The sequence below is a fragment of the Variovorax sp. YR266 genome (assembly GCF_900107295.1).
Classification (GTDB): Bacteria; Pseudomonadota; Gammaproteobacteria; order Burkholderiales; family Burkholderiaceae_C; genus Variovorax.
This window is the reverse complement of sequence record NZ_FNPM01000004.1, coordinates 1-23,817: the sequence shown is the minus strand read 5'-3', so window position 1 is coordinate 23,817 and position 23,817 is coordinate 1. Positions and strand designations below refer to the sequence as shown.

General features: G+C 66.2%; 22 protein-coding genes and 3 tRNA genes. 18 read left to right on the top strand and 7 right to left on the bottom strand.

Features of this window, described 5'->3' with window-relative positions; genetic code table 11:
• Positions 1 to 103 precede the first annotated feature (103 nt).
• The gene (locus BLW48_RS12095) at positions 104 to 985 is read left to right on the top strand and encodes a LysR family transcriptional regulator (protein ID WP_093058789.1); all 882 of its coding nucleotides are present in this window, start codon (positions 104 to 106) and stop codon (positions 983 to 985) included.
• A gap of 34 nt (positions 986 to 1,019) precedes the next feature.
• On the opposite strand, the gene prpF is transcribed toward BLW48_RS12095, so the two are convergent.
• The 6 genes from prpF to BLW48_RS12065 form a co-directional block, all read right to left on the bottom strand.
• Positions 1,020 to 2,213 carry a 2-methylaconitate cis-trans isomerase PrpF gene (prpF, locus tag BLW48_RS12090; protein WP_093174988.1) on the bottom strand — a complete coding sequence of 398 codons (1,194 nt, stop codon included), beginning with the start codon at positions 2,211 to 2,213 and terminating at the stop codon, positions 1,020 to 1,022.
• A 23-nt stretch (positions 2,214 to 2,236) separates the two neighbouring features.
• Positions 2,237 to 4,861 carry a Fe/S-dependent 2-methylisocitrate dehydratase AcnD gene (acnD, locus tag BLW48_RS12085; RefSeq protein ID WP_093174986.1) on the bottom strand — a complete coding sequence of 875 codons (2,625 nt, stop codon included), beginning with the start codon at positions 4,859 to 4,861 and terminating at the stop codon, positions 2,237 to 2,239.
• Between the two features lie 21 nt (positions 4,862 to 4,882).
• Positions 4,883 to 5,866 carry a tripartite tricarboxylate transporter substrate binding protein gene (locus BLW48_RS12080; RefSeq protein WP_093175633.1) on the bottom strand — a complete coding sequence of 328 codons (984 nt, stop codon included), beginning with the start codon at positions 5,864 to 5,866 and terminating at the stop codon, positions 4,883 to 4,885.
• Between the two features lie 119 nt (positions 5,867 to 5,985).
• Complete coding sequence (gene prpC, locus BLW48_RS12075) at positions 5,986 to 7,170, bottom strand: bifunctional 2-methylcitrate synthase/citrate synthase (protein WP_093174983.1); 1,185 nt, start codon at positions 7,168 to 7,170, stop codon at positions 5,986 to 5,988.
• Entirely contained in the window at positions 7,167 to 7,562 is a 396-nt protein-coding gene (locus BLW48_RS12070) for an acyl-CoA thioesterase (RefSeq protein ID WP_093174980.1), read from the bottom strand. Before BLW48_RS12070 ends, prpC begins: the two co-directional genes overlap by 4 nt.
• Positions 7,563 to 7,743: 181 nt before the next feature.
• Complete coding sequence (locus tag BLW48_RS12065) at positions 7,744 to 8,544, bottom strand: IclR family transcriptional regulator (protein WP_093174977.1); 801 nt, start codon at positions 8,542 to 8,544, stop codon at positions 7,744 to 7,746.
• 192 nt (positions 8,545 to 8,736) lie between these two features.
• Between BLW48_RS12065 and BLW48_RS12060 the strand changes: the two genes are divergently transcribed.
• The 5 genes from BLW48_RS12060 (at position 8,737) to BLW48_RS12040 (ending at position 14,851) form a co-directional block, all read left to right on the top strand.
• Entirely contained in the window at positions 8,737 to 9,708 is a 972-nt protein-coding gene (locus BLW48_RS12060) for a tripartite tricarboxylate transporter substrate binding protein (protein WP_093174975.1), read from the top strand.
• A 32-nt stretch (positions 9,709 to 9,740) separates the two neighbouring features.
• Positions 9,741 to 10,532 (top strand): enoyl-CoA hydratase/isomerase family protein, encoded by a 792-nt coding sequence (locus tag BLW48_RS12055; RefSeq protein ID WP_093174972.1) that lies wholly within the window; start codon positions 9,741 to 9,743, stop codon positions 10,530 to 10,532.
• A 3-nt stretch (positions 10,533 to 10,535) separates the two neighbouring features.
• Positions 10,536 to 12,635 carry an acetate--CoA ligase family protein gene (locus BLW48_RS12050; RefSeq protein WP_093174970.1) on the top strand — a complete coding sequence of 700 codons (2,100 nt, stop codon included), beginning with the start codon at positions 10,536 to 10,538 and terminating at the stop codon, positions 12,633 to 12,635.
• Between the two features lie 53 nt (positions 12,636 to 12,688).
• Positions 12,689 to 14,026, top strand: a complete 1,338-nt coding sequence (locus BLW48_RS12045) for an MmgE/PrpD family protein (protein WP_093174967.1) — start codon at positions 12,689 to 12,691, stop codon at positions 14,024 to 14,026.
• Positions 14,027 to 14,146: 120 nt separating this feature from the next.
• Positions 14,147 to 14,851, top strand: a complete 705-nt coding sequence (locus BLW48_RS12040; RefSeq protein ID WP_093174964.1) for a phosphoglycolate phosphatase — start codon at positions 14,147 to 14,149, stop codon at positions 14,849 to 14,851.
• 9 nt (positions 14,852 to 14,860) lie between these two features.
• On the opposite strand, the gene BLW48_RS12035 is transcribed toward BLW48_RS12040, so the two are convergent.
• The gene (locus BLW48_RS12035) at positions 14,861 to 15,463 is read right to left on the bottom strand and encodes a chalcone isomerase family protein (protein ID WP_093077145.1); all 603 of its coding nucleotides are present in this window, start codon (positions 15,461 to 15,463) and stop codon (positions 14,861 to 14,863) included.
• A 349-nt stretch (positions 15,464 to 15,812) separates the two neighbouring features.
• Here BLW48_RS12035 and trpE point away from each other — a divergent pair, with 349 nt between their 5' ends.
• The 12 genes from trpE to BLW48_RS11975 all read left to right on the top strand — a co-directional run.
• Entirely contained in the window at positions 15,813 to 17,315 is a 1,503-nt protein-coding gene (gene trpE / locus BLW48_RS12030) for an anthranilate synthase component I (RefSeq protein ID WP_093058806.1), read from the top strand.
• Entirely contained in the window at positions 17,312 to 17,704 is a 393-nt protein-coding gene (locus BLW48_RS12025; RefSeq protein WP_093058807.1) for a GxxExxY protein, read from the top strand. Before trpE ends, BLW48_RS12025 begins: the two co-directional genes overlap by 4 nt.
• Positions 17,701 to 18,285 (top strand): aminodeoxychorismate/anthranilate synthase component II, encoded by a 585-nt coding sequence (locus BLW48_RS12020; protein ID WP_093058808.1) that lies wholly within the window; start codon positions 17,701 to 17,703, stop codon positions 18,283 to 18,285. Before BLW48_RS12025 ends, BLW48_RS12020 begins: the two co-directional genes overlap by 4 nt.
• A 6-nt stretch (positions 18,286 to 18,291) precedes the next feature.
• Entirely contained in the window at positions 18,292 to 19,350 is a 1,059-nt protein-coding gene (gene ltaE, locus BLW48_RS12015; RefSeq protein WP_093174962.1) for a low-specificity L-threonine aldolase, read from the top strand.
• A gap of 16 nt (positions 19,351 to 19,366) precedes the next feature.
• Positions 19,367 to 20,029 (top strand): LysE family translocator, encoded by a 663-nt coding sequence (locus BLW48_RS12010; RefSeq protein ID WP_093174959.1) that lies wholly within the window; start codon positions 19,367 to 19,369, stop codon positions 20,027 to 20,029.
• Positions 20,030 to 20,051: 22 nt separating this feature from the next.
• On the top strand, positions 20,052 to 21,074 hold the full coding sequence (trpD, locus tag BLW48_RS12005) for an anthranilate phosphoribosyltransferase (protein ID WP_093174957.1): 1,023 nt from the start codon (positions 20,052 to 20,054) through the stop codon (positions 21,072 to 21,074).
• Between the two features lie 29 nt (positions 21,075 to 21,103).
• Positions 21,104 to 21,904, top strand: coding sequence for an indole-3-glycerol phosphate synthase TrpC (gene trpC / locus BLW48_RS12000; RefSeq protein ID WP_093058812.1), 801 nt, complete (start codon positions 21,104 to 21,106; stop codon positions 21,902 to 21,904).
• A complete protein-coding gene (locus BLW48_RS11995; RefSeq protein ID WP_093174954.1) occupies positions 21,901 to 22,608 on the top strand; it encodes a uracil-DNA glycosylase in 708 nt (235 codons plus the stop codon). Before trpC ends, BLW48_RS11995 begins: the two co-directional genes overlap by 4 nt.
• A gap of 106 nt (positions 22,609 to 22,714) precedes the next feature.
• Positions 22,715 to 22,800 (top strand) — tRNA-Tyr (locus BLW48_RS11990).
• 64 nt (positions 22,801 to 22,864) lie between these two features.
• Positions 22,865 to 22,938, top strand: a tRNA-Gly gene (locus BLW48_RS11985).
• Positions 22,939 to 22,989: 51 nt separating this feature from the next.
• Positions 22,990 to 23,064 (top strand) — tRNA-Thr (locus BLW48_RS11980).
• Positions 23,065 to 23,137: 73 nt separating this feature from the next.
• Positions 23,138 to 23,817: GTP-binding protein (locus BLW48_RS11975; RefSeq protein ID WP_143047743.1), on the top strand; the 680-nt coding region annotated here is incomplete at its 3' end.

Sequence of the window (23,817 nt, the reverse complement as noted above, 5' to 3'; positions counted from 1 at the left end):
ATCGGAGCGTCTGGGCAGTCAGAGAAAGGGTGGATCCTAGGTTTGACGACTCTTGAAGTAAAATGGTCTTATTTCACGTACCCATGAATGCTGCTCATTAGTCATGTTGGAGCGCACGCATCTGGCCATCGTCCAGGAAGTGGACAAGCAAGGCTCGCTCACGGCCGCTGCCGAGGTGCTGCACCTGACGCAGTCGGCCTTGAGCCATTCCATCCGCAAGCTCGAGATCCAGCTCGGAACGGAGATCTGGCAGCGCGAAGGGCGCAGCCTTCGCCTGACCCAGGCGGGCCAGTACCTGCTGGCGGTAGCGAACCGGGTGCTGCCGCAGCTCACGCTGGCGGAGGAACGCCTGCGCCAGTTCGCCCAGGGCGAACGCGGGTCGCTGCGCATCGGCATGGAATGCCATCCCTGCTACCAGTGGCTGCTGAAGGTGGTGTCGCCGTACCTGGCGTCATGGCCCGACGTGGACGTCGACGTGAAGCAGAAATTCCAGTTCGGCGGCATCGGCGCGCTCTTCGGCTACGAGATCGACCTGCTGGTGACTCCCGATCCGCTCTACAAGCCAGGCCTGCACTACGAGCCCGTGTTCGACTACGAACAGGTGCTCGCGGTCGCGCGCGGCCACCGCCTGGCGAACGTGCCCTACGTGAAACCCGCGCAACTGACCGAAGAGGTTCTCGTCACCTACCCGGTTGCGACGGACCGGCTGGACATCTACAACATGTTCCTGATGCCCGCGGGCGTGACGCCCAAGCGCCACAAGGCGATCGAGACAACGGACATCATGTTGCAGATGGTGGCGAGCGGCCGTGGCGTGGCCGCGCTGCCTCGCTGGCTGGTGGAGGAGTACGCGGAGAAGATGGAAATCGTCCCGGTCCGGCTGGGCTCGCGCGGCATCGCCAAGCAGATCTTTCTTGGCGCGCGGGAAGCGGACACCGACGTCGATTACCTGAAGGCCTTTGTCGAGCTGGCGCGTCAGGTGTAGCGCCTTTCCAGCGCGTCCCACTCCGGCTTGTCGATCAGAAACTGTCGCCAGGCACGCGCACCCAGCCTTCCATCAACACGCGGGCGCTCCGGCTCATCAGGGCCTTGGTCACCACCCATTCGCCATCGACCTTGCGGGCCTCGGCGCCGACGCGCAGCGTGCCCGATGGGTGGCCGAAGCGCACGGCCTGGCGCTCGCCACCGCCGGTCGCAAGGTTCACCAGCGTGCCGGGGATCGCCGCTGCGGTGCCGATGGCGACCGCGGCCGTGCCCATCATGGCGTGGTGCAGCTTGCCCATCGACAGCGCACGCACGAGCAGGTCCACGTCCGCCGCCTTCACCGCCTTGCCGCTGGAGGCCGTGTAGTCCCTGGGCGTTGCGACGAAGGCCACCTTGGGCGTGTGCTGGCGCTTGGCCGCTTCACCGATGTCCTTGATGAGGCCCATCTTCACCGCGCCATGCGCGCGGATCGTCTCGAACATTGCCAGCGCCTTCGCATCGCTGTTGATCGCGTCCTGCAACTCGGTGCCGGTGTAGCCGATGTCGCCTGCGTTGACGAAGATGGTCGGAATGCCCGCGTTGATCAGCGTGGCGCGCAAAGTGCCCACGCCGGGCACTTCGAGCTCTTCGACCACCTTGCCGGTCGGGAACATCGCGCTGCCGCCTTCGCCGTCGCCCTCGTCGGCCGGGTCGATGAATTCAAGCGGCACTTCGGCCGCGGGGAAGGTCACGCCGTCGAGTTCGAAGTCGCCGGTTTCCTGAACCTCGCCTCGGGCGATCGGCACGTGGGCGACGATGGTCTTGCCGATGTTGGCCTGCCAGATGCGCACGGTGCACGTGCCGTTCTGCGGTACGCGCGCCCGGTTGATCAGGCCCTGCGCAATTGCGAACGGCCCGACCGCCGCCGACAGGTTGCCGCAGTTGCCCGACCAGTCGACGAAGGCGCTGTCGATGGAGACCTGGCCGAACAGGTAGTCGACGTCGTGGTCCGGCCGCGTGGAGCGCGACAGGATCACGGTCTTCGATGTGGAGGAGGTGGCCGCACCCATGCCGTCGATCTGCTTGGCGTAGGGGTCGGGGCTGCCGATCACGCGCAGCAGCAGCGCGTCGCGCGCCGGCCCGGGCTGCCGCGCCGCCGCGGGCAGGTCCTGCAGGCGGAAGAACACGCCCTTGCTGGTGCCGCCACGCATATAGACGGCGGGAATCTTGATTTGGGGAGCGGATGCCATGGCAAATGGGAGTGGTGGTTGTCTCAGGCTGCCGACTTGTTCTCGGCCAGGAAGTCTTGTGCAAAGCGCTGCAGCACGCCGCCAGCTTCGTAGATCGACACTTCCTCGGCCGTGTCCAGCCGGCAGGTCACCGGAACCTGCAGCGTGTCGCCGCCCTTGCGGTGGACGACCAGCGTGAGGTCGGCGCGCGGTGCGGGCTTGCCGATCACGTCGTAGGTTTCGGTGCCGTCCAGGCCCAGCGTGAGTCGCGTGGTGCCGGGCTTGAACTCCAGCGGCAGCACGCCCATGCCGAGCAGGTTGGTGCGGTGGATGCGCTCGAAGCCTTCGGCCACGACGGTCTCCACACCGGCCAGGCGCACGCCCTTGGCGGCCCAGTCGCGCGACGAGCCCTGGCCGTAGTCGGCGCCGGCCACGATGATCAGCGGCTGCCTGCGGTTCAGGTACGTCTCGATCGCCTCCCACATGCGCACGACCTTGCCTTCAGGCTCGATGCGCGCGAGCGATCCCTTCTTCTGCACGCCGTCGACCACCGCCATCTCGTTGACGAGTTGCGGGTTGGCGAAGGTGGCGCGCATGGCCGTGAGGTGGTCGCCGCGGTGCGTGGCGTAGGAGTTGAAGTCTTCTTCCGGAAGGCCCATCTTCGCCAGGTACTCGCCGGCGGCGCTGTCCAGCAGGATCGCATTGGACGGCGACAGATGGTCGGTCGTGATGTTGTCCGGCAGCAGCGCCAGCGGCCGCATGCCGCGCAGCGTGCGCGGATTGGCCGCGAGCGCGCCCACGCCCTCGCTGTCCCAGTAGGGCGGGCGGCGGATGTAGGTGGACTGCGGCCGCCAGTCGTACTGCGGGCTCACCTTCTCGCCGTTGTCTGCGTGGATCGCGAACATGGGTTCGTACACCTTGCGGAACATCTCGGGCCTGACGGAGGCCGCGACGATGGCGTCGATTTCCTCGTCGCTCGGCCAGAGGTCCTGCAGGCGTATCTCCTTGCCGTTCACGACGTCCAGCACGTCGCGCTCGATGTCGAATCGCATCGTGCCCGCGATCGCGTAGGCCACGACCAGCGGCGGCGACGCGAGAAAGGCCTGCTTCGCGTACGGATGGATGCGGCCGTCGAAGTTGCGATTGCCCGAGAGCACCGCGGTGGCGTACAGGTCGCGCTCGATGATCTCCTGCTGGATCTTCGGGTCCAGCGCACCCGACATGCCGTTGCAGGTGGTGCAGGCAAAGGCGACGATGCCGAAGCCGAGCTGCTCCAGCTCGTGCAGCAAGCCGGCGTCGCGCAGGTAGAGCTCCACGGCCTTGGAGCCCGGAGCCAGCGATGACTTGACCCAAGGCTTGCGCTTGAGGCCCAGGCGGTTGGCATTGCGCGCCAGCAGCGCGGCGGCGATCACGTTGCGCGGGTTCGAGGTGTTGGTGCACGACGTGATGGCCGCGATGATCACGGCGCCGTCGGGCATCAGGCCCGCGGCTTCCTGCCGCCTGGCCTCTGCAAGACCGACGGCGATGTTGCGCTCGGCCAGCTGCGAGGTGGGCAGTCGGCGGTGCGGGTTGGAAGGGCCTGCCATGTTGCGCACCACGCTCGACAGGTCGAACTTCAGCACGCGTTCGTAGCTGGCGGTCTCCAGCGCATCGCCCCAGAAGCCGGCTGTCTTCGCATACGTTTCGACCAGCGCGACCTGTGCGTCTTCGCGGCCGGTAAGCCGCAGGTAGGTGAGCGTCTGGTCGTCGATGTAGAAGAGCGCGGCCGTGGCGCCGTACTCGGGGCACATGTTGGAAATGGTCGCGCGGTCGCCGATGGTCAGGCCGTGCGTGCCTTCGCCGAAGAACTCCAGGTACGCACCGACCACTTTTTCCTTGCGCAGGAACTCGGTGAGCGCCAGCACGATGTCGGTGGCGGTGATGCCCGGCTGGCGTCGGCCGGTCAGCTCCACGCCGACGATGTCGGGCAGGCGCATCCACGAGGCGCGGCCCAGCATCACGTTCTCGGCCTCCAGGCCGCCGACGCCCACCGCGATCACGCCCAGCGCATCGACGTGCGGTGTGTGGCTGTCGGTGCCCACGCAGGTGTCCGGAAAGGCCAGGCCGTCCTGCACGTAGACCACCGGAGACATCTTCTCCAGATTGATCTGATGCATGATGCCGTTGCCCGCCGGAATCACTTCCATGTTGGCGAAGGCGCGCTTCGTCCAGTCGATGAAATGGAAGCGGTCCTCGTTGCGGCGGTCTTCGATCTGCCGGTTTTTCTCGAAGGCGTGCGGATCGAATCCGCCGCACTCCACGGCCAGCGAATGGTCGACGATCAGCTGCACCGGCACCACCGGGTTCACCTGCGCGGGGTCGCCGCCCTCGGCCGCTATCGCGTCGCGCAAACCCGCCAGATCCACCAGCGCGGTCTGGCCCAGGATGTCGTGGCACACCACGCGCACGGGAAACCACGGAAAGTCACGATCGCGCCGGCGCTCGATGAGCTGCATCAGGCATTCATCGAGGATAGACGGGTCGCAGCGGCGCACCAGGTTCTCGGCATGCACGCGCGCGGTGTAGGGCAGGGTGTCCCAGGCGCCGGGGCGCAGTGCATCGACCGCGGCGCGGGCGTCGACGTAGTCCAGCGTGGTGCCCGGGAGTTGTTTTCTGTGTCGTGAATTCATCGTGGCAAATCGGGAAGCGGCTTACTCGGAGCGGATGTCGTTGTCTTTCACGACCTTGGCGTAGCGCGGAATTTCGGCGCGAATCAGCGCGCCGAACTGTTCCGCCGTGCCGCCTGCAGCAGACACACCGGTGGGCTCCAGCTTGGCGTTGAGTTCGGGCGCCTTGAGGCCGGCGTCGAGCGCGCCGTTGAGCTTCGCGAGCACGGCGGGCGGCACGCCCTTGGGCGCGATCAGCCCGTGCCATGCCACCACGTCGTACTCGGGCAGGCCGCCGGCCTCGGCGATCGAGGGAATGTTGGGGTAGGCCTGCAGGCGCTGCGCAGTGGTCACCGCGAACGCACGCAGCCGGCCCGACTGCACGTGCGGCATCAAGGCCTCGGTGCCTGCGACCAGCATGTCCACGTTGCCTGCCACCAGGTCGGTGACAGCCGGCCCCGTGCCCCGGTACGGCACGTGCGTGGCCTTGACCTTGGCCATGCCGAACATGTACTCGGTCACGATGTGCAGGTGGCTGCCGTTGCCCGCCGAAGCGAAGGTCAGCTTGCCCGGGTTCTGGCGCCCGTAGTCGAGCAGCTCCTTCAGGTTCTTTGCAGGCACCTTGGCCGGGTTGACGCACAGCACGTATGCGCCCTTCGACAACTGGATCACCGGCGTCATGTCGGCGACCGGGTCGAAGCGCAGCTTGTACAGGGACGGGTTGACGGTGTAGCTCCCGGCAATCAGCAGCAGCGTGTAGCCGTCGCCGGGCGTGTGCAATGCGTACTCGGTGCCGAGCGTGCCGCCGGCGCCCGGCCGGTTGTCCACCACCACGGCCTGGCCCAGCCGCTGGCTGAGCACGTTCGACGCAACGCGCGCGATGAAGTCGGAGCCCCCGCCGGGTGCGAAGGGGCAGACGATCTTGAGCGACTTGGCCGGAAAGGCATCCTTGGCCCAGCCGGTGCGGGCGACGGGCAATGCCAGCCCGGCCAGGGCTGCTGATGAAAAGGCGCGGCGATTCAGGGTCATGCTGTTGTCTCCAGTGTTGTTGTGCATGCCTCCCGCGACGGCGTGCCATCGCGGTGGCAGGCGCTAGTTTGCGCCCGTATGGCAAACCCGCGACAAACGCTCGGAGACTCCTGCGCGGCTCAGATCCGCGCCTCGATCGGCACGAACTTCACGTCCTCGGGGCCGGTGTAGTTGGCGCTCGGGCGAATGATCTTGTTGTCTATGCGCTGCTCGATCACATGCGCGGCCCAGCCGCTGGTGCGCGCGATCACGAACAGGGGCGTGAACATCGCGGTGGGCACGCCCATCATGTGATAGCTCACGGCGCTGAACCAGTCGAGATTGGGGAACATCTTCTTGGCCTCCCACATCACCGATTCCAGCCGCTGCGCGATGTCGAACATCTTGGTCGAGCCGGCTTCGTCGGACAGCCGCCTGGCCACGCCCTTGATCACCACGTTGCGCGGATCGCTCACCGTGTAGACAGGGTGGCCGAAGCCGATCACCACCTCCTTGGCCTCCACGCGGCGGCGGATGTCGGCCTCGGCTTCGTCGGGCGAGTCGTAGCGCTTCTGGATCTCGAAGGCCACTTCGTTGGCGCCGCCGTGCTTGGGGCCGCGCAGCGCGCCGATCGCGCCCGCGATGGACGAATACATGTCGCTGCCGGTGCCGGCGATCACGCGCGCGGTGAAGGTCGAGGCGTTGAACTCGTGCTCCGCGTACAGGTTCAGCGAGGTGTGCATCGCGCGCACCCAGGCCTTGGAAGGCTTCTCGCCATGCAGCAGGTGCAGGAAGTGGCCGCCGATGGAGTCGTCGTCGGTCTCCACGTCGATGCGCTTGCCCTGCGTGCTCCAGTGATACCAGTACAGCAGCATCGAGCCGAGCGAAGCCATCAGGCGGTCTGCGATGTCGCGCGCGCCGGGCAGGTTGTGGTCGTCTCTCTCGGGCAGGATGCAGCCCAGCGCCGAGACGCCGGTGCGCATCACGTCCATCGGGTGGGCGCCGGCGGGCAGGCTCTCCAGCGCGTCCTTCACGTTCGCCGGCAGGCCGCGCATGGCCTTCAGGCGTGCCTTGTAGGCCTTGAGCTCGGCACGCGTGGGCAGCTTGCCGTGCACCAGCAGGTGGGCGATTTCTTCGAATTCGCAGACCTCGGCGATGTCCAGGATGTCGTAGCCGCGGTAGTGCAGGTCGTTGCCGGTGCGGCCCACGGTGCACAGCGCCGTGTTGCCCGCGGTCACGCCCGACAGGGCGACGGACTTCTTGGCCTTGAAGCCGGCCGGTGCGGCGATCTCGGTCGTGGGGGTCATGAGGGTCGTGGTGGTCATGCGGCTTCCTTGTCCAGATAAGAGCGATCGATGGCGGCGGGGCGGCCGGCGGCATCGACCGCCACCATCTCGAACACGCCCTTGAGGACTTCTTCCGCCGGAACGCCCGGCACGTCGGCCAGGCCGGTCACGCACACGGTCATCGAACAGCGGCCGATGCGGCTGACCCATCCGCGCAGGACGAGTTGATAGCCCACCGGCACGGGCGAGAGAAAGCTGACGCTGGTCACCTCGGCCATCACCACTTCGCGCTGCGCCAGGCCGCGCGCCGCCAGGAAGGCCGCCTTGCTCATGAGCTGCAGGCCCTGGCCGGCGAAGAGCGTGCCGCGGTGATTGGCATGCACCGGCAGCACCAGTTCGCGGAGTTCGGTTGTTCCAACGGGTGTCGTCATGGTTCGCAATCTACGCAGAAAGCAACGACTGCAGAAGGACTGAAAGGGCGAACTCCTGCGAACGGGAGCAGGCAGATTTGCGAATGCTGCGAAGTTCAGCGACTGGAGCCGCGAGCCATACTTGGCGAATGGCTCGATGTCTTGAGCCCTATTGCCTGATGCTCTGGAAAGCACCGGGCATCTAGGCGCCTCGCGGTTCCTGCACGATCAGCGCGTGACGAATCTTCTGCGCCAGTTCGAGCAGAGCGGGCGCCAGCTCGCGCGATACGACGGCGATCGACTCCTCGGTCGAGACGCTGACATTCAGCACGTAGATGACGTCGTCCATCTGCAGTGGCGTGGCCAGCGCCACCACCTCGGGTTGCCAGGCCGCGGCGCAGTACCCCTTGGCATGCACGTCCGCCCACGCCTGCTTGATCTCTGTCTCCATCTTGCGCCAGTGCCTGCGGCGTTGCGCGAACAGTTCCATCAGCCTGGCGCGGCGAGGTTGCGAAGCGACCGCCAGGTAAGCCCTGCCCAGCGACGTGAGTTCCATCGGCACACGCTGGCCCGAAACCACGTGCCGGAGCGCTACGCGCTTGGCATAGCGAATGGATTCAAGGTAAACCATCTCGTCCCGGTCCGGCGCGGCCAGTCCGACGTTGATGCGCTTTTGCAGCGCCAACTCGCGCATGTGCGGTGTTGCTGCCTGTAGAACACGCGATCCGGTGCGCATCGCGTGCGACAAGCTCAACACGGCGGGCGCCAGGCGATAGGCGCGTTCGATGCTGTCCAGCTGCAGCATGCCCGCACCCACCAGCGTCTGCGTGAGTCTGCTGACCGTGGACTTGGAAAGTCCGGTGCGCTCGGCCAGTTCGCCATTGCCCAACAGCTCGGAGCCTGGCCGGAATGCACGCAGGATTTCGATGCCTCGCTCCAGCGATCGATTGGCAGGTGATCGTCCGGGTTTGTGGTCGAGATTGAAGTTGGGAAGTTCGGTCATGGGAGCCTTGCGGACAGGCGACGCGTGGATTCACCGTGAATGGATCGAATCGAAGTATCCATTGCCTGTGTTCCATCCAGTGGAATTGCAATCACCTTTGCGAGCCGCTTGATCCTAGAGTTCAGCTGTCACGCGCTGCAGCTCGGGCATGTGACGGACTTTCAAATCAAACAGTTCTGGAGACATCAGACCATGGCAGCCCCTTCCACCGGGCGAGCACGCGTGCTCGCCTTCCTTCTCGCAGGCTTCGCAGTCGTCGGCACGGCCTTCGCCTACCCCGACAAGCCCATCCGTTTCGTCGTGCCCTTCGCGCCGGGCGGAGGCACCGACCTGATTGCTCGCACGCTGGGCGCGGAAATGTCCAAGGACCTCGGGCAACCGGTCATCATCGACAACAAGCCGGGCGCGGGAACACTGATCGGCACGGACAACGTGGCCAAGAGCGCGCCCGACGGCTACAGCGTCGTGGTCGCCTCGTTCGCCCACGCCGTCAATCCATCGCTGCAGCCCAAGCTTTCGTATGGCAGCAACAAGGCCTTTGCGCCGGTCATCCTCGTCGGTCGCGGACCCAACGTGCTGGTGGTGCGCCCCGACAGTCCCTACAAGTCCGTGGCCGATCTGCTCACCGCCGCGAAGGCCAATCCCGGCAAGCTGACTTTCGCATCGCAGGGCGCGGGCACCTCCGCCCATCTGGCCGGCGAGATGTTCGCCAACCTCGCCAAGGTCAAGCTCTCGCACATTCCCTACCGGGGCGCAGGTCCCGCGCTGACCGATCTGCTGGGCGGCCAGGTCGACATGATGTTCGCCACCGCAGCGGCCGTGTCCACCTTCGTCGACAGCGGCAAGCTGCGCGCCCTTGGCGTGACCACGGCTGAGCCCTCGCCGGCATTCAAGGGTGTGCCGGCCATTGCGGCCAGCGTGCCGGGCTACCTGGTGGAGAGCTGGTACGGCCTGTTCGTGCCGGCCGGTACGCCGCCAGCAGTCGTCGAGCGCCTCAACGCCGCCGGCCGCAAGGCCGCCCGTGCACCCGACTTCGTGCGAAAGATCGAACACGAAGGGCTGGTCATCAACGCCGGGCCGCCGGCTGAACTGGACAACTACGTGCGGGCCGAAGAAGAACGGTGGGCGCGCGTCATCAAGGAAAACGGCATCAAGGCCGATTGAACTGCGGCCATCGGCCGCCCAGGAAAAAGCACATGACATACACCCTCATCGACTTTCAGGTGACGGACGCCATCGCGACCGTGACATTCAACCGCCCGGACAAGCGCAACGCCATGAGCGACGACATGCGCACGGAATTCATCGACGTGCTGGAGCACGTGGCCGCCGACAGGGCCATCAGGGCAATGGTGCTGACCGGTGCAGGCAAGGGTTTCTGCGCCGGCGGGGACATCGGCGGAATGCAGAAGCGCATGAACGCTCCGGCAGGTGAAGTGGGGTTCAACGGCTGGCATCGCCAGCAGCGCGTGCATCACGTGCAGGCCTTGCTGCACACCATGCCCAAGCCGGTGATCGCAGCGGTCAACGGCGCTGCCTCCGGTCTGGGGGCGGACACCGCGATGGCCTGCGACTTCATCATTGCCAGCGAATGGGCCAGCTTCGCCTGGAGCTATGTGCTGCGCGGCATCATTCCCGATGGCGGCGGCATGTACTTCCTGCCGCGCCGCGTAGGCCTGCCCAAGGCCAAGGAGCTGATCTTCACCGGCCGCCAGGTCAAGGTGGACGAAGCCCTCTCGCTGGGCATCGTGGACCGCAAGACCGGCGCGGACACGCTGCTCGCCGACGGGCGGGCGTGGGCGGTCGAACTCTCGTCTGCGTCTTCCACTGCGCTCGCGCTGACAAAGACCATCCTGAACCAGAGCTTCGAGCTGACCTCGCACGACGTGTTCGCACAGGGCAGCCAGGCGCAGGGGATCTGCTACACCAGCAGCGAGCACCGTGCTTCGGTGGAAGCTTTTCTGGCCAAGACGGCCTCCAGGGACTGAGCCATGAACGAAGCCATCGCCAAGCTGCTGTCGCCGCGCAGCGTCGCCGTCATCGGTGCCTCGGCAGACCCCAGGAAAACCACCGGTCGCCCTGTGGCCTATCTGCAGAAGCACGGTTTTGCAGGCCGCATCATGCCGGTGAACCCGAAGGTCGAGCGCATCGGCGAACTGCCGTGCTACGCCGACATCGCTTCGCTTCCGGAAGTGCCCGACGTAGCCGTCGTGCTGCTGGGAGCCGAGCGCGCGCACCTGGCGGTGAAGGAGCTGTCGGCACGTGGCTGCGCCGCCGCCATCGTGCTGGCCAGCGGCTACACCGAAACCGGCGAGGAAGGCGCGCGGCGCCAGCAGCAGTTGATCGAGGCAGCAGGGACGATGCGCATCCTGGGTCCCAACACCATCGGGCTCGTCAACCTCACGGACAACATCGTCCTGTCGCCGTCCGGAGCGCTGGAGATGGATGAGTTCCAGGCCGGCGGGATCGGCGTGGTCTCGCAAAGCGGGGGCATCCTGGGCTCGCTGCTGTCGCGCGCCTCGGCGCGCGGCATCGGCCTGTCGAAGCTGATCTCCACGAGCAACGAGGTCGACCTGGAACTGGCCGACTTCATCGACCACCTGGCCGACGACCCGGCCACCAAGGTGATTGCGCTGTATGTCGAAACCGTGCGCGACCCCGCGAAGTTCCGCGCGGCCTGCCTGAAGGCCGCACGCATGGGCAAGCCGGTCGTGGCCTTCAAGATCGGCCGCTCGGAGGCGGGCGCCAAGGCCGCCGTGTCCCACACCGGTGCCATGGCGGGTGCCGACAGCATGTATGACGCGCTGTTCAGGCAGGTCGGCGTGATCCGGGCGCAGAGCTTCTCGGATCTGCTGGACATTCCTGCCGCGCTGTCCACAGGCCGCAAGCTGCGCGGCGGGCGCGTCGCCATCCTCACTTCCACGGGCGGCGCCGGCACGCTGGTGTCTGACGACCTGGGCGTGGCGGGCTTCGATACGCCCGCGCCCGACGAGGCCACCGCCAATGCACTGCGCGCGCTGCAGACCGGCAGCGAGGCCGTGCTGGACCGCAACCCCATCGACGTGACGCTCGCCGGCCTGCGCCCCGACCTGCTGCGCGGCGCCATCGATGCACTGCTGGCAAGCCCGAGCTATGACGCGCTGGTGATCATCGTCGGCTCCTCCAGCCTGGCCATGCCCGAACTGCTGGCCGGCGCCATCCAGGAATGCCTGCCGAATTCCGACAAGCCGGTGATGGCCTACGTGAGCCCGCATGCGCCCGAAGTGGGAGCGCTGCTCACGCGCCGCGGCGTGCCTGCATTCACCGCAGCCGAGAGCTGCACCGCCGCGCTGGCCGGCATGCTGCGCGTGCAGCGCTTCGTGGCGTCCGGGGAAGACGCCGCGGCCTTGCCGCCGGTGGAGCCCGGCGAACTGCCCTCCGGTTCGCTCGACGAGGCGCAGGCCAAACAGTTGTTCTCGCGCTTCGGCGTGCCTTGCGCCGCGGAACGCGTGGTCGCTTCGCCAGCCGCGGCGGAAGCCGCCGCGCGCGAACTGGGTGGGCGCGTCGTGCTCAAGATCCTGTCGTCCGAGATCACGCACAAGAGCGACGTGGGCGGCGTTGCCGTCGGGCTGGACGGTGACACCATCGGCGAGCGCATCGGCCGCATGGCGGCTGACGTGAAGGCCCGCACCGGCGTGCATCCGCAGCGCTTTCTCGTGCAGGAGATGGTTGCGGGCGGCACGGAACTGATCCTGGGAATGCACCGCGATGCGCTGGGCACGGCCATCCTGCTGGGCATGGGCGGCGTGACGGCGGAGCTTTTCAAGGACACCACCATGCGGCTGCTGGCGCAGGACGCGCGTGGCTTGAAGCCGCTCGGCCGCGCCGAGGCGCTCTCGATGGCGCACGACCTCAAGACCTGGCCGCTTCTGGATGGTTTCCGTGGACGGCCCAAGGCCGACATCGAGGCCTTGGTCGATGCGATCGTCGCCTTCTCGAGGATGGCGGCGCAGCTTGGCGAGCGTCTGGTCGAGGCCGAGATCAACCCCGTCTTCGTGCTGCCGCAGGGGCAGGGCGTGCGCGCCGCCGACGGCGTGGTCGTGCTGGCCTGAGCGACAGGCCCGGCTCTTCTTTTCCTCTTCTTCTCGAACCGATCGGACATCCCGTGTACGCCACCGAAGTATTCGCCCGCTACGCCACCGAATTCCGCCAGGCCCGGCTGGGCGACGAGGTACTGCACCACGCCAAGCGCGCCGTGATCGACTGGCATGCCGCGCTGTTCCCCGGCCTGGAAGTTGCGCCCATGCCGCAGCTTCGCGCGCTGCTTGCCGACGATCTCGACCGTGGCCGTGCGCGCCTGCCCGATGGCCGCCCGGCGCCGGCACGCGCGGCCGCCCTGCTCAACGGCACGGCGGCCCACGCGGCCGAGGTGGACGACAGCTTCCGCGATGCCATGTACCACCCCGGTGCGGCCACGGTGGCGGCCGCGCTGGCCATCGCGCAGGACCGGGGCGCCAGCGGCCTTGAATTCCTGCGCGGCGTGGTGCTCGGCTACGAGGTCTCGACCCGCATCGGTGTGGCGATGGGGCGGGCGCACTATCGCCATTGGCACAACACCGGCACCGTGGGAACCTTTGGCGCGGCCGCTTCCGCCGCCGGCCTGCTGGGGTTGCACGGCGCGCCCTTCGCCCATGCGATGGCTACGGCCGCCACCTTTGCAGCGGGGCTGCAGCAGGCCTTCCGCATGGATTCGATGTCCAAGCCCCTGCATGCGGGGCGTGCTGCCGAAGGCGGCGTGCTCGCCGCGCAACTGGCCGCGCAGGGTGTGACGGGCTCGCTGGACGTGCTCGAGGGCGAGGCGGGCTTCGGCCGCGCCATGAGCGACGGTCCGGACTGGTCGGCGGTGGGCGACACGCTGGGGCGCGACTTCCACATCACCCGGCTGACCTTCAAGAACCACATCGGCTGCGGCCATGCCTTCGCTGCCATCGACGGGGCCCTGGAACTGGCGCGCCAGCATGGCCTGCGGGCTGCGGATATCCGCAGCGTCCACGTGGCCACCTATGGTCCCGCGCTGGACATCGCCTGCTACGAAGATCCGCGCACCGAGAACGAGGCGCGCTTCAGCCTGCGCTTCGTGGTGGCCACGGCGCTGGTGCATGGCAGCGTGCGGCTCGCGGCGTACACGCCCGAGCGGCTGGCGGATGCCGACACGCGCGCGATGATGGCGCGCATCACGGCCGTGGTCGATCCCGGGATCGACGCCGCCTTCCCGGGCCGCCGCTCTGCCCGGGTGGAGATCGAGACGATCGACGGCCAGCGCCACGTCTGGCTCCAGCCCGACCGCAAGGGCGACCCCGAACTGCCGCTGTCGGACGCGGAGCTGGAAGACAAGCTGCTGGAACTGGCGGCGCCGGTGATCGGCACCGAGCGAGCGCGGACGCTGCTGCGCAACATCTGGTCGCTGGAGCAGGCGGGCGACCTGCAGGGACTGGGAGGCTGAGGTCGCGCAGGCCGGCTTCGCAGCCTTCGCTGTTCACCCAGGATTTTCGAAATTTTTTGGAACTCCATTTTTTGAGGGCCAGTAAAGTACCGGGCAATTTTTGAACTCTATTTGTTTGTTTTGAACTCCATCAGCTTCGACCACACCCGCTTCGACGCCGCCATCGTCGACCTCGACGGCACCATGGTCGACACGCTCGGCGACTTTGCTGCGTCGCTGAACCGCATGCTCGACGACCTCTCGCTGCCGCATGTGGCGCCTGCCGCCATCGAGACGATGGTGGGCAAGGGCTCGGAGCACCTGATTCATTCCGCGCTCGTGCATGTGATGGCGCCAGATGCTGCTGCCGATGCGAAGGCACGGGCCTTGTTCGACCGCGCATGGGAGCGCTACCAGCACCACTACCTCGCCATCAACGGACAGCACTCGGCGGTGTACCCCGGCGTGATCGACGGGCTGAAGGCGTTGCGCGCAAGCGGCCTGCGGCTGGCCTGCCTTACCAACAAGCCGACGTCGTTCGCAAAGCCATTGCTGGTCGACAAGGGCCTCGACGGTTTCTTCGAGCTGGTGTTCGGTGGCGATGCCTTCGAGCGCAAGAAGCCCGATCCGATGCCGCTGCTGAAGACCTGCGAAGCGCTGGGCACCACGCCCGCGCGCACGCTGATGATTGGCGACTCGAGCAACGACGCGCGCGCCGCACGCGCCGCGGGCTGCCCCGTTGTGCTCGTGACCTACGGCTACAACCACGGTGAGCCGGTGCGCGGCGTCGATGCCGACGGCTTCGTCGATTCGCTGGCCGAGCTTGCTCCGGCTGCGTTGCGGTAGCGGCCCTTCTTATTGCTTGCCGAGCAGCGCGTCCTTCAGCTTCCAGTCGGCCGGGTTCGGCCCCAGCCAGATGCGCAGCAGCGCATTGAAGAAGGCCGGCTCCTTCACCGGGTCGGGCTGAGGCACGCCGCGCACCGTGATCACCGTGCCGGTGCCGGGAAGCCAGTCGATGGTGAAGGTGTCGCCAGTCTTCAGCTGTTTCTGGTCCGCGAACATCTGGCCCATGCGCAGCAGGCCCGGAATGAGGTTGACCATTTCGCTCTTGGGCGAGTTGTCTTCCACGCCCTTTGTGAAGAGCTTGCCGAGTTCGTTCGCGTCGATGTCGCGCAGCATGGTGATGGCCACGCGCTTGGGGCCCGGCGCGGCCAGGGCCTCTTCGGTGGTCGACACCTTCTTGCCCACGTACAGGCCGGCCGTGTAGACCTTGAAGATGGCCTTGTAGCGGATGCCCGCGCCATTGAGCACCAAGGGGCTGCCGCGCAGATCCATCTGGTCTTCGAGCTTGACGCCGGCCACGTCGACCTGCGCGGCCGAGGCGCCGAGGGCGGTGGCCAGGCAGGCGGCCAGGGCGAGGCGGGAGAAGAGCACGGTCGGAAGCGAAAGAGCGGTCAACGGAGTCTCCTTGGAGTTTTGCGAACGGTCGTGCGAATGTATCTTTTTGTTTTACGTTCACGGCTTCGGGGGAACCCTGAAAGCGGCCAATGAAGACGACCGTTGCACGCTTTGGCGTTTTCGTGGGCTAAACTCCGCGCCTCATATGTTCGTTCATCACATCATTCAAACAGGTGAAGGCAGCCGGGGAGCCTGGCCCTGGCGTCGCCATACTTCGCTGACTGTTTGATTGCACGGCGCACGCCGTGCGCCCGCGGTTCCGAGTCGATACACACTACGACGCCGGACCACCCGTGAATGACCTTGCCGCCGGCCGAAGGAGCGCCGCAGGCAACTGGAGAACGAATCCGTGATCACCGAACTTGAATTCAAGAGCCTCAGCGCCCAGGGCTACAACCGCATTCCGCTGATGGCCGAGGCCTTTGCCGACCTCGAGACGCCTCTTTCCCTCTACCTCAAGCTGGCCCATTCGCAGGGCGGCGGCAAGCACAGCTTTCTGCTCGAATCGGTGGTGGGCGGCGAGCGCTTCGGGCGCTACAGCTTCATCGGACTTCCGGCTCGCACGCTGCTGCGCGCCAGCGGCTTCGGCGCCGAGGCCGTCACCGAAGTGGTGACCGACGGGCAGGTGGTCGAGACTGCAAAGGGCAACCCGCTCGACTTCGTGGCCGAGTACCAGAAGCGATTCAAGGTTGCGCTGCGGCCCGGCTTGCCGCGCTTCTGCGGTGGCCTTGCCGGCTACTTCGGCTACGACACCGTGCGCCACATCGAGCGCAAGCTCGAAAAGAGCTGCCCGCCCGACACGCTGGGATGCCCCGACATCCTGCTGCTGCAGTGCGAGGAGCTGGCCGTCATCGACAACCTGTCGGGCAAGCTTTACCTCATCGTCTATGCCGATCCGAAGCAGCCCGAGGCCTATGCCGTGGGCAAGCGCCGCCTGCGCGAGCTGAAGGAAAAGCTCAAGTACTCGGTGAGCGCCCCCGTCGTGAAGCCCACGCAGCCGCATCCGCCGGAGCGAAGCTTTGCCAAGGCCGACTACCTTGCGGCCGTCGAGCGCGCCAAGGAAATGATCGCCGCCGGCGACTTCATGCAGGTGCAGGTGGGCCAGCGCATCAGCAAGCGCTACACCGAGTCGCCGCTGTCGCTGTACCGCGCGCTGCGTTCGCTGAACCCGTCGCCCTACATGTACTACTACAACCTTGGCGACTTCCACGTGGTGGGCGCTTCGCCCGAGATCCTGGTGCGTCAGGAAAACACGGGCGAGGGCGAACAGAAGATCACCATCCGCCCGCTGGCCGGTACGCGCCCCCGCGGCGCATCGATCGAGCTCGACAAGGCGGCGGAGGAAGAACTCATCAACGACCCGAAGGAGCGCGCCGAGCACGTGATGCTGATCGACCTCGCGCGCAACGACATCGGCCGCATCGCCAAGACCGGCACGGTGAAGGTGACGGAAGCCTTTGCGGTGGAGCGCTACAGCCACGTGATGCACATCGTGAGCAACGTCGAAGGCACGCTGAAGGACGGCATGACCGCCATCGACGTGCTCAAGGCTACCTTCCCGGCGGGCACGCTGACCGGCGCGCCGAAGGTGCATGCGATGGAGCTCATCGACCAGTTGGAGCCGACCAAGCGCGGGCTGTATGGCGGCGCGTGCGGCTACATCAGCTACGCGGGCGACATGGACGTGGCCATTGCCATTCGCACCGGCATCGTGAAGGACCAGATGCTGCACGTGCAGGCCGCGGCCGGCGTGGTGGCCGACTCGGTGCCCGAGCTGGAGTGGAAAGAAACTGAAGCCAAGGCGCGCGCACTCCTGCGTGCCGCCGAACTGGTCGAGGAAGGCCTGGAATGAGCACCGCACCCGATATTCAGAACGACTTCTCGCACGAGATCATCGGCGCGGCCGTCGAGGTGCAGCGCGTGCTCGGCACGGGGCTCGATGAAGGGGCCTATGCGGCTGCGCTGGCCATCGAGCTCGCCGAGCGCGAGATCGGCTTCACGCGCGACGTGGCGCTGTCGGCCAGCTACAAGGGCCGCTCGCTCGGCGAGGTGTACCGTGCGGGCTTCGTGATCGAGCAATCTGTCATCGTCGAACTCAAGGCGGTCGACGTGCTGACCGACCTGCATCGTGCGCAGGTGCTTGCCGCGCTGCGCCTGTCGGGCCTCAAGCTGGGCCTTCTGATCAACTTCAACGTGTTCCCCGTCGTCAAGGGCGTGCACCGGATTGTGAGCAAGCCATGAAACTGCTGATGATCGACAACTACGATTCCTTCACCTACAACATCGTCCAGTACTTCGGCGAGCTGGGTGCGGACGTGCAGGTGCACCGCAACGACGAGATCACGGTGGAGCAGATCGGCGAGCTGATCGCCTCCGGCGTGACGCGGCTGGTGGTGTCGCCCGGGCCGTGTTCGCCGGCGGAAGCGGGTGTTTCGGTGGCGGCCATCGAGGCCTTCGCGGGCAAGCTGCCCATTCTTGGCGTGTGCCTGGGCCACCAGGCCATCGGCGCGGCCTTCGGCGGCAAGATCGTGCGCGCGCAGCAGCTCATGCACGGCAAGACCAGCGAGATCACGACCACGCAAGAAGGCGTGTTCGCGGGTCTGCCCGAGAAGTTCATCGTCAACCGCTACCACTCGCTTTCCATCGAGCGCGAGAGCTGCCCGAAGGCACTGGCTGTCACCGCATGGACCGATGACGGCGAGATCATGGGGGTGCGGCACACCGGATTCGCGCATGACGTGCGCATCGAAGGCGTGCAGTTCCATCCCGAATCCATCCTGACGGAGCACGGCCACGCCATGCTCAAGAACTTCCTGGACTGAGCCACCATGAACGATCGCACTTCCCTCGTCGACCTGCGCAGCGACACCGTCACGCAACCCACGCCCGCGATGCGGGAGGCCATGATGGCGGCGCCGCTGGGCGACGACGTCTTCGGCACCGACCCGAGCGTCAATGCGCTGCAGGAAAAGATTGCCACGATGCTGGGCTTCGAGGCTGCGCTGTTCGTGCCCACCGGCACGCAGAGCAACCTGTGCGCGATTCTTTCGCACTGCGGCCGCGGCGACGAATACATCGTCGGCCAGCAGGCGCACTGCTATCGGTGGGAAGGCGGCGGCGCGGCGGTGTTCGGCAGCGTGCAGCCCCAGCCGCTCGACCACGCGCCCGACGGCACGCTGCCGCTGGCGCAGATCGAGGCGGCCATCAAGCCCGATGACGCGCACTTCGCGCGCACGCGGCTGCTGGCGCTGGAGAACACGCTGGGCGGCAAGCTGCTGCCCTTCGAGTACGTGCAGGCTGCGACCGATCTGGCGAAGAGCAAGGGGCTGCAGCGGCATCTGGACGGCGCACGGCTCTTCAATGCGGCGACCGCGCAGGCGGCGTTGAACAAGCGCAGCGACATCCGCGCGGAGGCGCGCCGCATCGCGCAGTGCTTCGACAGCGTGTCGGTGTGCTTCAGCAAGGGGCTGGGAGCGCCCATCGGCTCGGCGCTGGTGGGGTCGCGTGAATTCATAGCACGCGCACATCGCATTCGCAAGATGGCAGGCGGCGGCATGCGGCAGGCCGGGCTGCTGACTGCGGCTGCATCGCATGCGCTCGATCACCACATCGATCGCCTGGCCGACGACCATGCATTGGCACAGCGGCTTGCACAAGGGCTCGAAGGCATCGAGGGCCTGACGGTCGAGGCGCCGCACACGAACATCGTGTTCGCGGATCTCACCGGGGCTGCGCAGGCGCGTTCGTCGGAACTGATTGCGAGCCTGAACCAGCAAGGCATCCTGGCGACGGGGCTTTACCGGTTGCGCTTCGTGACGCACCTCGACGTCGATGCCGCCGGCGTCGACCGGGCCGTCGCCGGGATCCGCGCCTTCTTCAACGCCTGAGCCCTGCGAGGACGCGATGCCTGATCTTCCCCATCTGCTCGCTTTCATCGCCGCCGGCTGGCTGCTGAACCTCACGCCCGGGCCCGACGTGCTGTACGTCGTGACGAATTCGCTGCGCTCCGGCGTGCGCGCCGGCATCGTGGCGGGGCTGGGCATCACGGCCGGCTGCTTCGTTCACATCTTTGCCGCCGCAGTCGGCGTCGGCACCCTGATGGCGACATCGGCGGCGGCCTTCACGGTGCTCAAGTACATCGGTGCGGCGTACCTGCTGTATCTGGGCGTGCGCATGCTGCTGTCGCGCGCGGCGCCGCCTGCAGATCTCGACAAGGCGGCCGCCGATGCGGGCGGGGAGCGCAGTCTCAAGGCGATCTTTCTCGGGGGCTTCTGGACGAACGTGTTGAACCCCAAGGTCGCGCTGTTCTTCCTGGCCTTCGTGCCGCAGTTCATCGCGCCGGGCACCGACAACAAGGCGTTGGCCTTCGTGCTGCTGGGCGTGCTGTTCAACCTCAATGCCATTCCCGTCAACGTGGGATGGGCCTTGGCCGCAGGCTGGATGGCGCACCGCAGCGCCGTGCAGAAGGGCATGCACTGGCTCGACCGCGCCGCCGGCGTGCTTTTCATCGGCTTCGGCCTCAAGCTCGCGTTCACCGACGCGCCCGCCGTTCGCGTCGGCCGCTGATTCACTCTCGAGGAGACTTTCCATGATCACCCCCCAGGAAGCGCTGCAGCGCACCATCGAACACCGCGAAGTCTTCCACGACGAGATGCTGCACATCGTGCGCCTCATCATGAGCGGCGAGTGCTCGCCCGTGATGATGGCCGCGCTGATCACCGGCCTGCGCGTGAAGAAGGAAACCATCGGCGAGATCACCGCCGCCGCGCAGGTGATGCGCGAGGTGTCGACCAAGGTGCCCGTCGCGGACACGACGCACCTCGTGGACATCGTCGGCACGGGTGGCGATGGCTCGCACACCTTCAACATCTCGACCTGCTCGATGTTCGTGGCGGCCGCGGCGGGCGCCAAGGTGAGCAAGCACGGCGGTCGCAGCGTGTCGAGCAAGTCGGGCAGTGCCGACGTGCTGGAGTCGCTGGGCGTGAACATCAACCTCAAGCCCGAGCAAATCGCGCGCTCGATCGAGGAATGCGGCATCGGCTTCATGTTCGCGCCGAACCATCATCCGGCGATGAAGAACGTCGCGCCGGTGCGCAAGGAGCTCGGCATCAAGACCATCTTCAACATCCTTGGGCCGCTGACCAATCCGGCCGGTGCGCCGAACATCCTGATGGGCGTGTTCCACCCCGACCTCGTGGGCATCCAGGTGCGCGCGCTGCAGCGGCTCGGCGCCGAGCATGCGGTGGTGGTCTACGGGCGCGACGGCATGGACGAGATATCGCTCGGTGCCGCCACCATGGTGGGCGAGCTGAAGGACGGCGAGATCCGCGAGTACGAACTGCATCCCGAGGACTTCGGCTTCCAGATGTCGAGCAACCGCGCGCTGCGCGTGGAAACGCCCGAGCAGTCGAAGACGATGCTGCTGGGCGTGCTCGACAATCAGGCCGGCCCTGCGCTCGACATCGTGCTGCTGAATGCTGGCGCGGCACTGTACGCGGCGAACGTGGTCGATTCGGTGCAAGCGGGTGTGGAGCGCTCGCGCAGCGCCATCGCTTCGGGCGCGGCGAAGGCCAAGCTGGCCGAGCTGATCAAGGCCTCCACGACAGTCTGAGTCCCAAGAAACCGGAAACCCCAGAAGCTATGTCCGACATCCTCGACAAGATCGTTGCCGTCAAGCACCAGGAGGTGGCTGCGGCCCTGAAGCGAGCGCCGCTCGAGGCCGTGCGCTTCGATGCCGAGAGCCGCGTGCTGACGCGCGACTTCGAAGGCGCCCTGCGCGCCAAGATCGCCGCCGGGCAGGCCGCGGTGATTGCCGAAGTCAAGAAGGCCAGCCCGAGCAAGGGCGTGCTGCGCGAAGACTTCATTCCGGCCGACATCGCCCAGAGCTATGCGGAGGGCGACGGCGAGATCAGCGCGGCCTGTCTTTCGGTGCTGACCGACAAGCAGTTCTTCCAGGGCGGCGTGGACTATCTCAAGCAGGCGCGCGCCTCGTGCGACCTGCCGGTGCTGCGCAAGGACTTCATCATCGATGCGTACCAGGTGTACGAATCGCGCGCGATGGGCGCCGATGCCATCCTGTTGATCGTCGCTTGTCTCGATGATGCGCAGATGAAGGACTACGAAGCCATCGCGCGCGGGCTGGGCATGGCGGTGCTGGTGGAGGTGCACGACGCGGCTGAGCTCGACCGTGCGCTCAGGCTGAAGACGGCGCTGATCGGGGTCAACAACCGCAATCTGCGCAACTTCGAAGTGTCGATCCAGGCGACCATCGACTTGCTGCCGAAGCTGCCTTCCGATCGTTTGCCGGTGACCGAGTCGGGCATCGGCACGCGCGAAGACGTCGCCACGCTACGTGCGGCCGGTGTCAACGCCTTCCTGGTCGGCGAAGCATTCATGCGCGCCAAGGAACCCGGCGAGGCCCTCGCTGCGTTGTTCAAATGAGCCGGCCCGATCAGCTGTCGAGCAGCGATCCTGCCGACTGGCCGGTGGCGCCTGGCTGGCAGCCACTGGTTGACGATTTCTTTGGCGGTGTCGTGGGACAAAAGCTGCTGGGCTTCTTGCGCGAGCGTCTCGATGCGGGGGCGGTGATTTTTCCGCCGCAGCCGCTGAGGGCGCTGGAACTCACGCCGCCGGAGGACGTGCGCGTAGTGATCCTGGGCCAGGACCCGTACCACGGGCGCGGCCAGGCCGAGGGGCTGGCGTTCTCCGTGGCGCCCGGCGTGGCACTGCCGCCTTCGCTGCGCAACATCTTCAAGGAGCTCCAGCGCGACCTGGGCACACCTCCGCCAGCGTTCCCGAATCCGGGCGGCAGTCTGGTGAAGTGGGCGATGCATGGCGTACTGCTGCTCAACACCTGCCTGACAGTCGAGGAAGCGCAGCCGGCCAGCCATTCCGGCCGTGGCTGGGAGGTGCTGACGGATGCCGTCATTCGCCATGTTTCAGACGGCGCAAAACCTGTTGTTTTTATGCTGTGGGGCTCGCACGCGCAGAGTAAGCGGGCGTTGATCGACGTTAAGCGCCATAAGGTGCTGATGTCGAATCATCCGTCCCCTCTTTCGGCGTTGCGCCCGCCCGTGCCGTTCATCGGCTGCGGCCACTTCGGTGAAGCGCGTGCGTGGCGGGAGGCCCAGCGGGCGGAGGGGTGAAGTTGGGCGATAATCGTAGGCTCACACCTTGAGCAGTTTCCCAGCATCTTCTGGATGCTTGGATTTCTGAGTAGTCACAAAACCGTGCTATATTTCGAGGTTCGCCGGAGAGGTGGCCGAGTGGTTAATGGCAGCAGACTGTAAATCTGCCCTCTTACGAGTACGCTGGTTCGAATCCAGCCCTCTCCACCAGCGATGAATTTGGTTTCTAAGAGCGATTGGATTTCGCGCTTTGGGTGCCTTGAGTGCCCCCGATGCGGGAGTAGTTCAATGGTAGAACCCCAGCCTTCCAAGCTGATGACGCGGGTTCGATTCCCGTCTCCCGCTCCAGAGACTCGGTTCATTGTTGAGGCGATGTGAATTCGTAACTTTGTTACAAATGCCCTTTTGGCTCAGTGGTAGAGCACTCCCTTGGTAAGGGAGAGGTCGCGGGTCCGATTCCCGCAAAGGGCACCAGTTTTTGGGGGTTGCAACGGCAGCTTTGCAACCCATCTGCATACGTTGGAAACGTTTTTTTCGGAGTCGAAAAATGGCAAAAGGTAAATTCACCCGCACCAAGCCGCACGTGAACGTGGGCACGATCGGTCACGTTGACCACGGCAAGACGACGCTGACGGCTGCGATCGCGACGGTTCTGTCGGCCAAGTTCGGCGGCGAAGCCAAGGCCTACGACCAGATCGACGCTGCGCCTGAAGAAAAGGCCCGCGGCATCACGATCAACACCGCGCACGTCGAGTACGAAACGGCCAACCGCCACTACGCACACGTCGACTGCCCCGGCCACGCCGACTACGTGAAGAACATGATCACCGGCGCTGCCCAGATGGACGGCGCCATCCTGGTGTGCTCGGCCGCCGACGGCCCGATGCCCCAGACCCGTGAACACATCCTGCTGGCTCGCCAGGTGGGCGTGGGCTACATCATCGTGTTCCTGAACAAGTGCGACATGGTCGACGACAAGGAGCTGCTCGAGCTGGTCGAAATGGAAGTTCGCGAACTCCTCGACAAGTACGAATTCCCCGGCGACGACACCCCGATCATCCATGGCTCGGCCAAGCTCGCCCTGGAAGGCGACAAGGGTGAACTGGGCGAAGGCGCCATCATGAAGCTGGCAGAAGCCCTGGACACGTACATCCCGACGCCCGAGCGCGCCGTGGACGGCACGTTCCTGATGCCCGTGGAAGACGTGTTCTCGATCTCGGGTCGCGG

Bases quoted from the DNA above. Each gene is read 5' to 3' on its own strand.
- BLW48_RS12095 (WP_093058789.1), top strand. From the start codon at position 104: ATGTTGGAGCGCACGCATCTGGCCATCGTCCAGGAAGTGGACAAGCAA.
- prpF (WP_093174988.1), bottom strand. From the start codon at position 2,213: ATGGCATCCGCTCCCCAAATCAAGATTCCCGCCGTCTATATGCGTGGC.
- acnD (WP_093174986.1), bottom strand. From the start codon at position 4,861: ATGAATTCACGACACAGAAAACAACTCCCGGGCACCACGCTGGACTAC.
- BLW48_RS12080 (WP_093175633.1), bottom strand. From the start codon at position 5,866: ATGACCCTGAATCGCCGCGCCTTTTCATCAGCAGCCCTGGCCGGGCTG.
- prpC (WP_093174983.1), bottom strand. From the start codon at position 7,170: ATGACCACCACGACCCTCATGACCCCCACGACCGAGATCGCCGCACCG.
- BLW48_RS12070 (WP_093174980.1), bottom strand. From the start codon at position 7,562: ATGACGACACCCGTTGGAACAACCGAACTCCGCGAACTGGTGCTGCCG.
- BLW48_RS12065 (WP_093174977.1), bottom strand. From the start codon at position 8,544: ATGACCGAACTTCCCAACTTCAATCTCGACCACAAACCCGGACGATCA.
- BLW48_RS12060 (WP_093174975.1), top strand. From the start codon at position 8,737: ATGGCAGCCCCTTCCACCGGGCGAGCACGCGTGCTCGCCTTCCTTCTC.
- BLW48_RS12055 (WP_093174972.1), top strand. From the start codon at position 9,741: ATGACATACACCCTCATCGACTTTCAGGTGACGGACGCCATCGCGACC.
- BLW48_RS12050 (WP_093174970.1), top strand. From the start codon at position 10,536: ATGAACGAAGCCATCGCCAAGCTGCTGTCGCCGCGCAGCGTCGCCGTC.
- BLW48_RS12025 (WP_093058807.1), top strand. From the start codon at position 17,312: ATGAGCACCGCACCCGATATTCAGAACGACTTCTCGCACGAGATCATC.
- BLW48_RS12020 (WP_093058808.1), top strand. From the start codon at position 17,701: ATGAAACTGCTGATGATCGACAACTACGATTCCTTCACCTACAACATC.
- ltaE (WP_093174962.1), top strand. From the start codon at position 18,292: ATGAACGATCGCACTTCCCTCGTCGACCTGCGCAGCGACACCGTCACG.
- BLW48_RS12010 (WP_093174959.1), top strand. From the start codon at position 19,367: ATGCCTGATCTTCCCCATCTGCTCGCTTTCATCGCCGCCGGCTGGCTG.
- trpD (WP_093174957.1), top strand. From the start codon at position 20,052: ATGATCACCCCCCAGGAAGCGCTGCAGCGCACCATCGAACACCGCGAA.
- trpC (WP_093058812.1), top strand. From the start codon at position 21,104: ATGTCCGACATCCTCGACAAGATCGTTGCCGTCAAGCACCAGGAGGTG.
- BLW48_RS11995 (WP_093174954.1), top strand. From the start codon at position 21,901: ATGAGCCGGCCCGATCAGCTGTCGAGCAGCGATCCTGCCGACTGGCCG.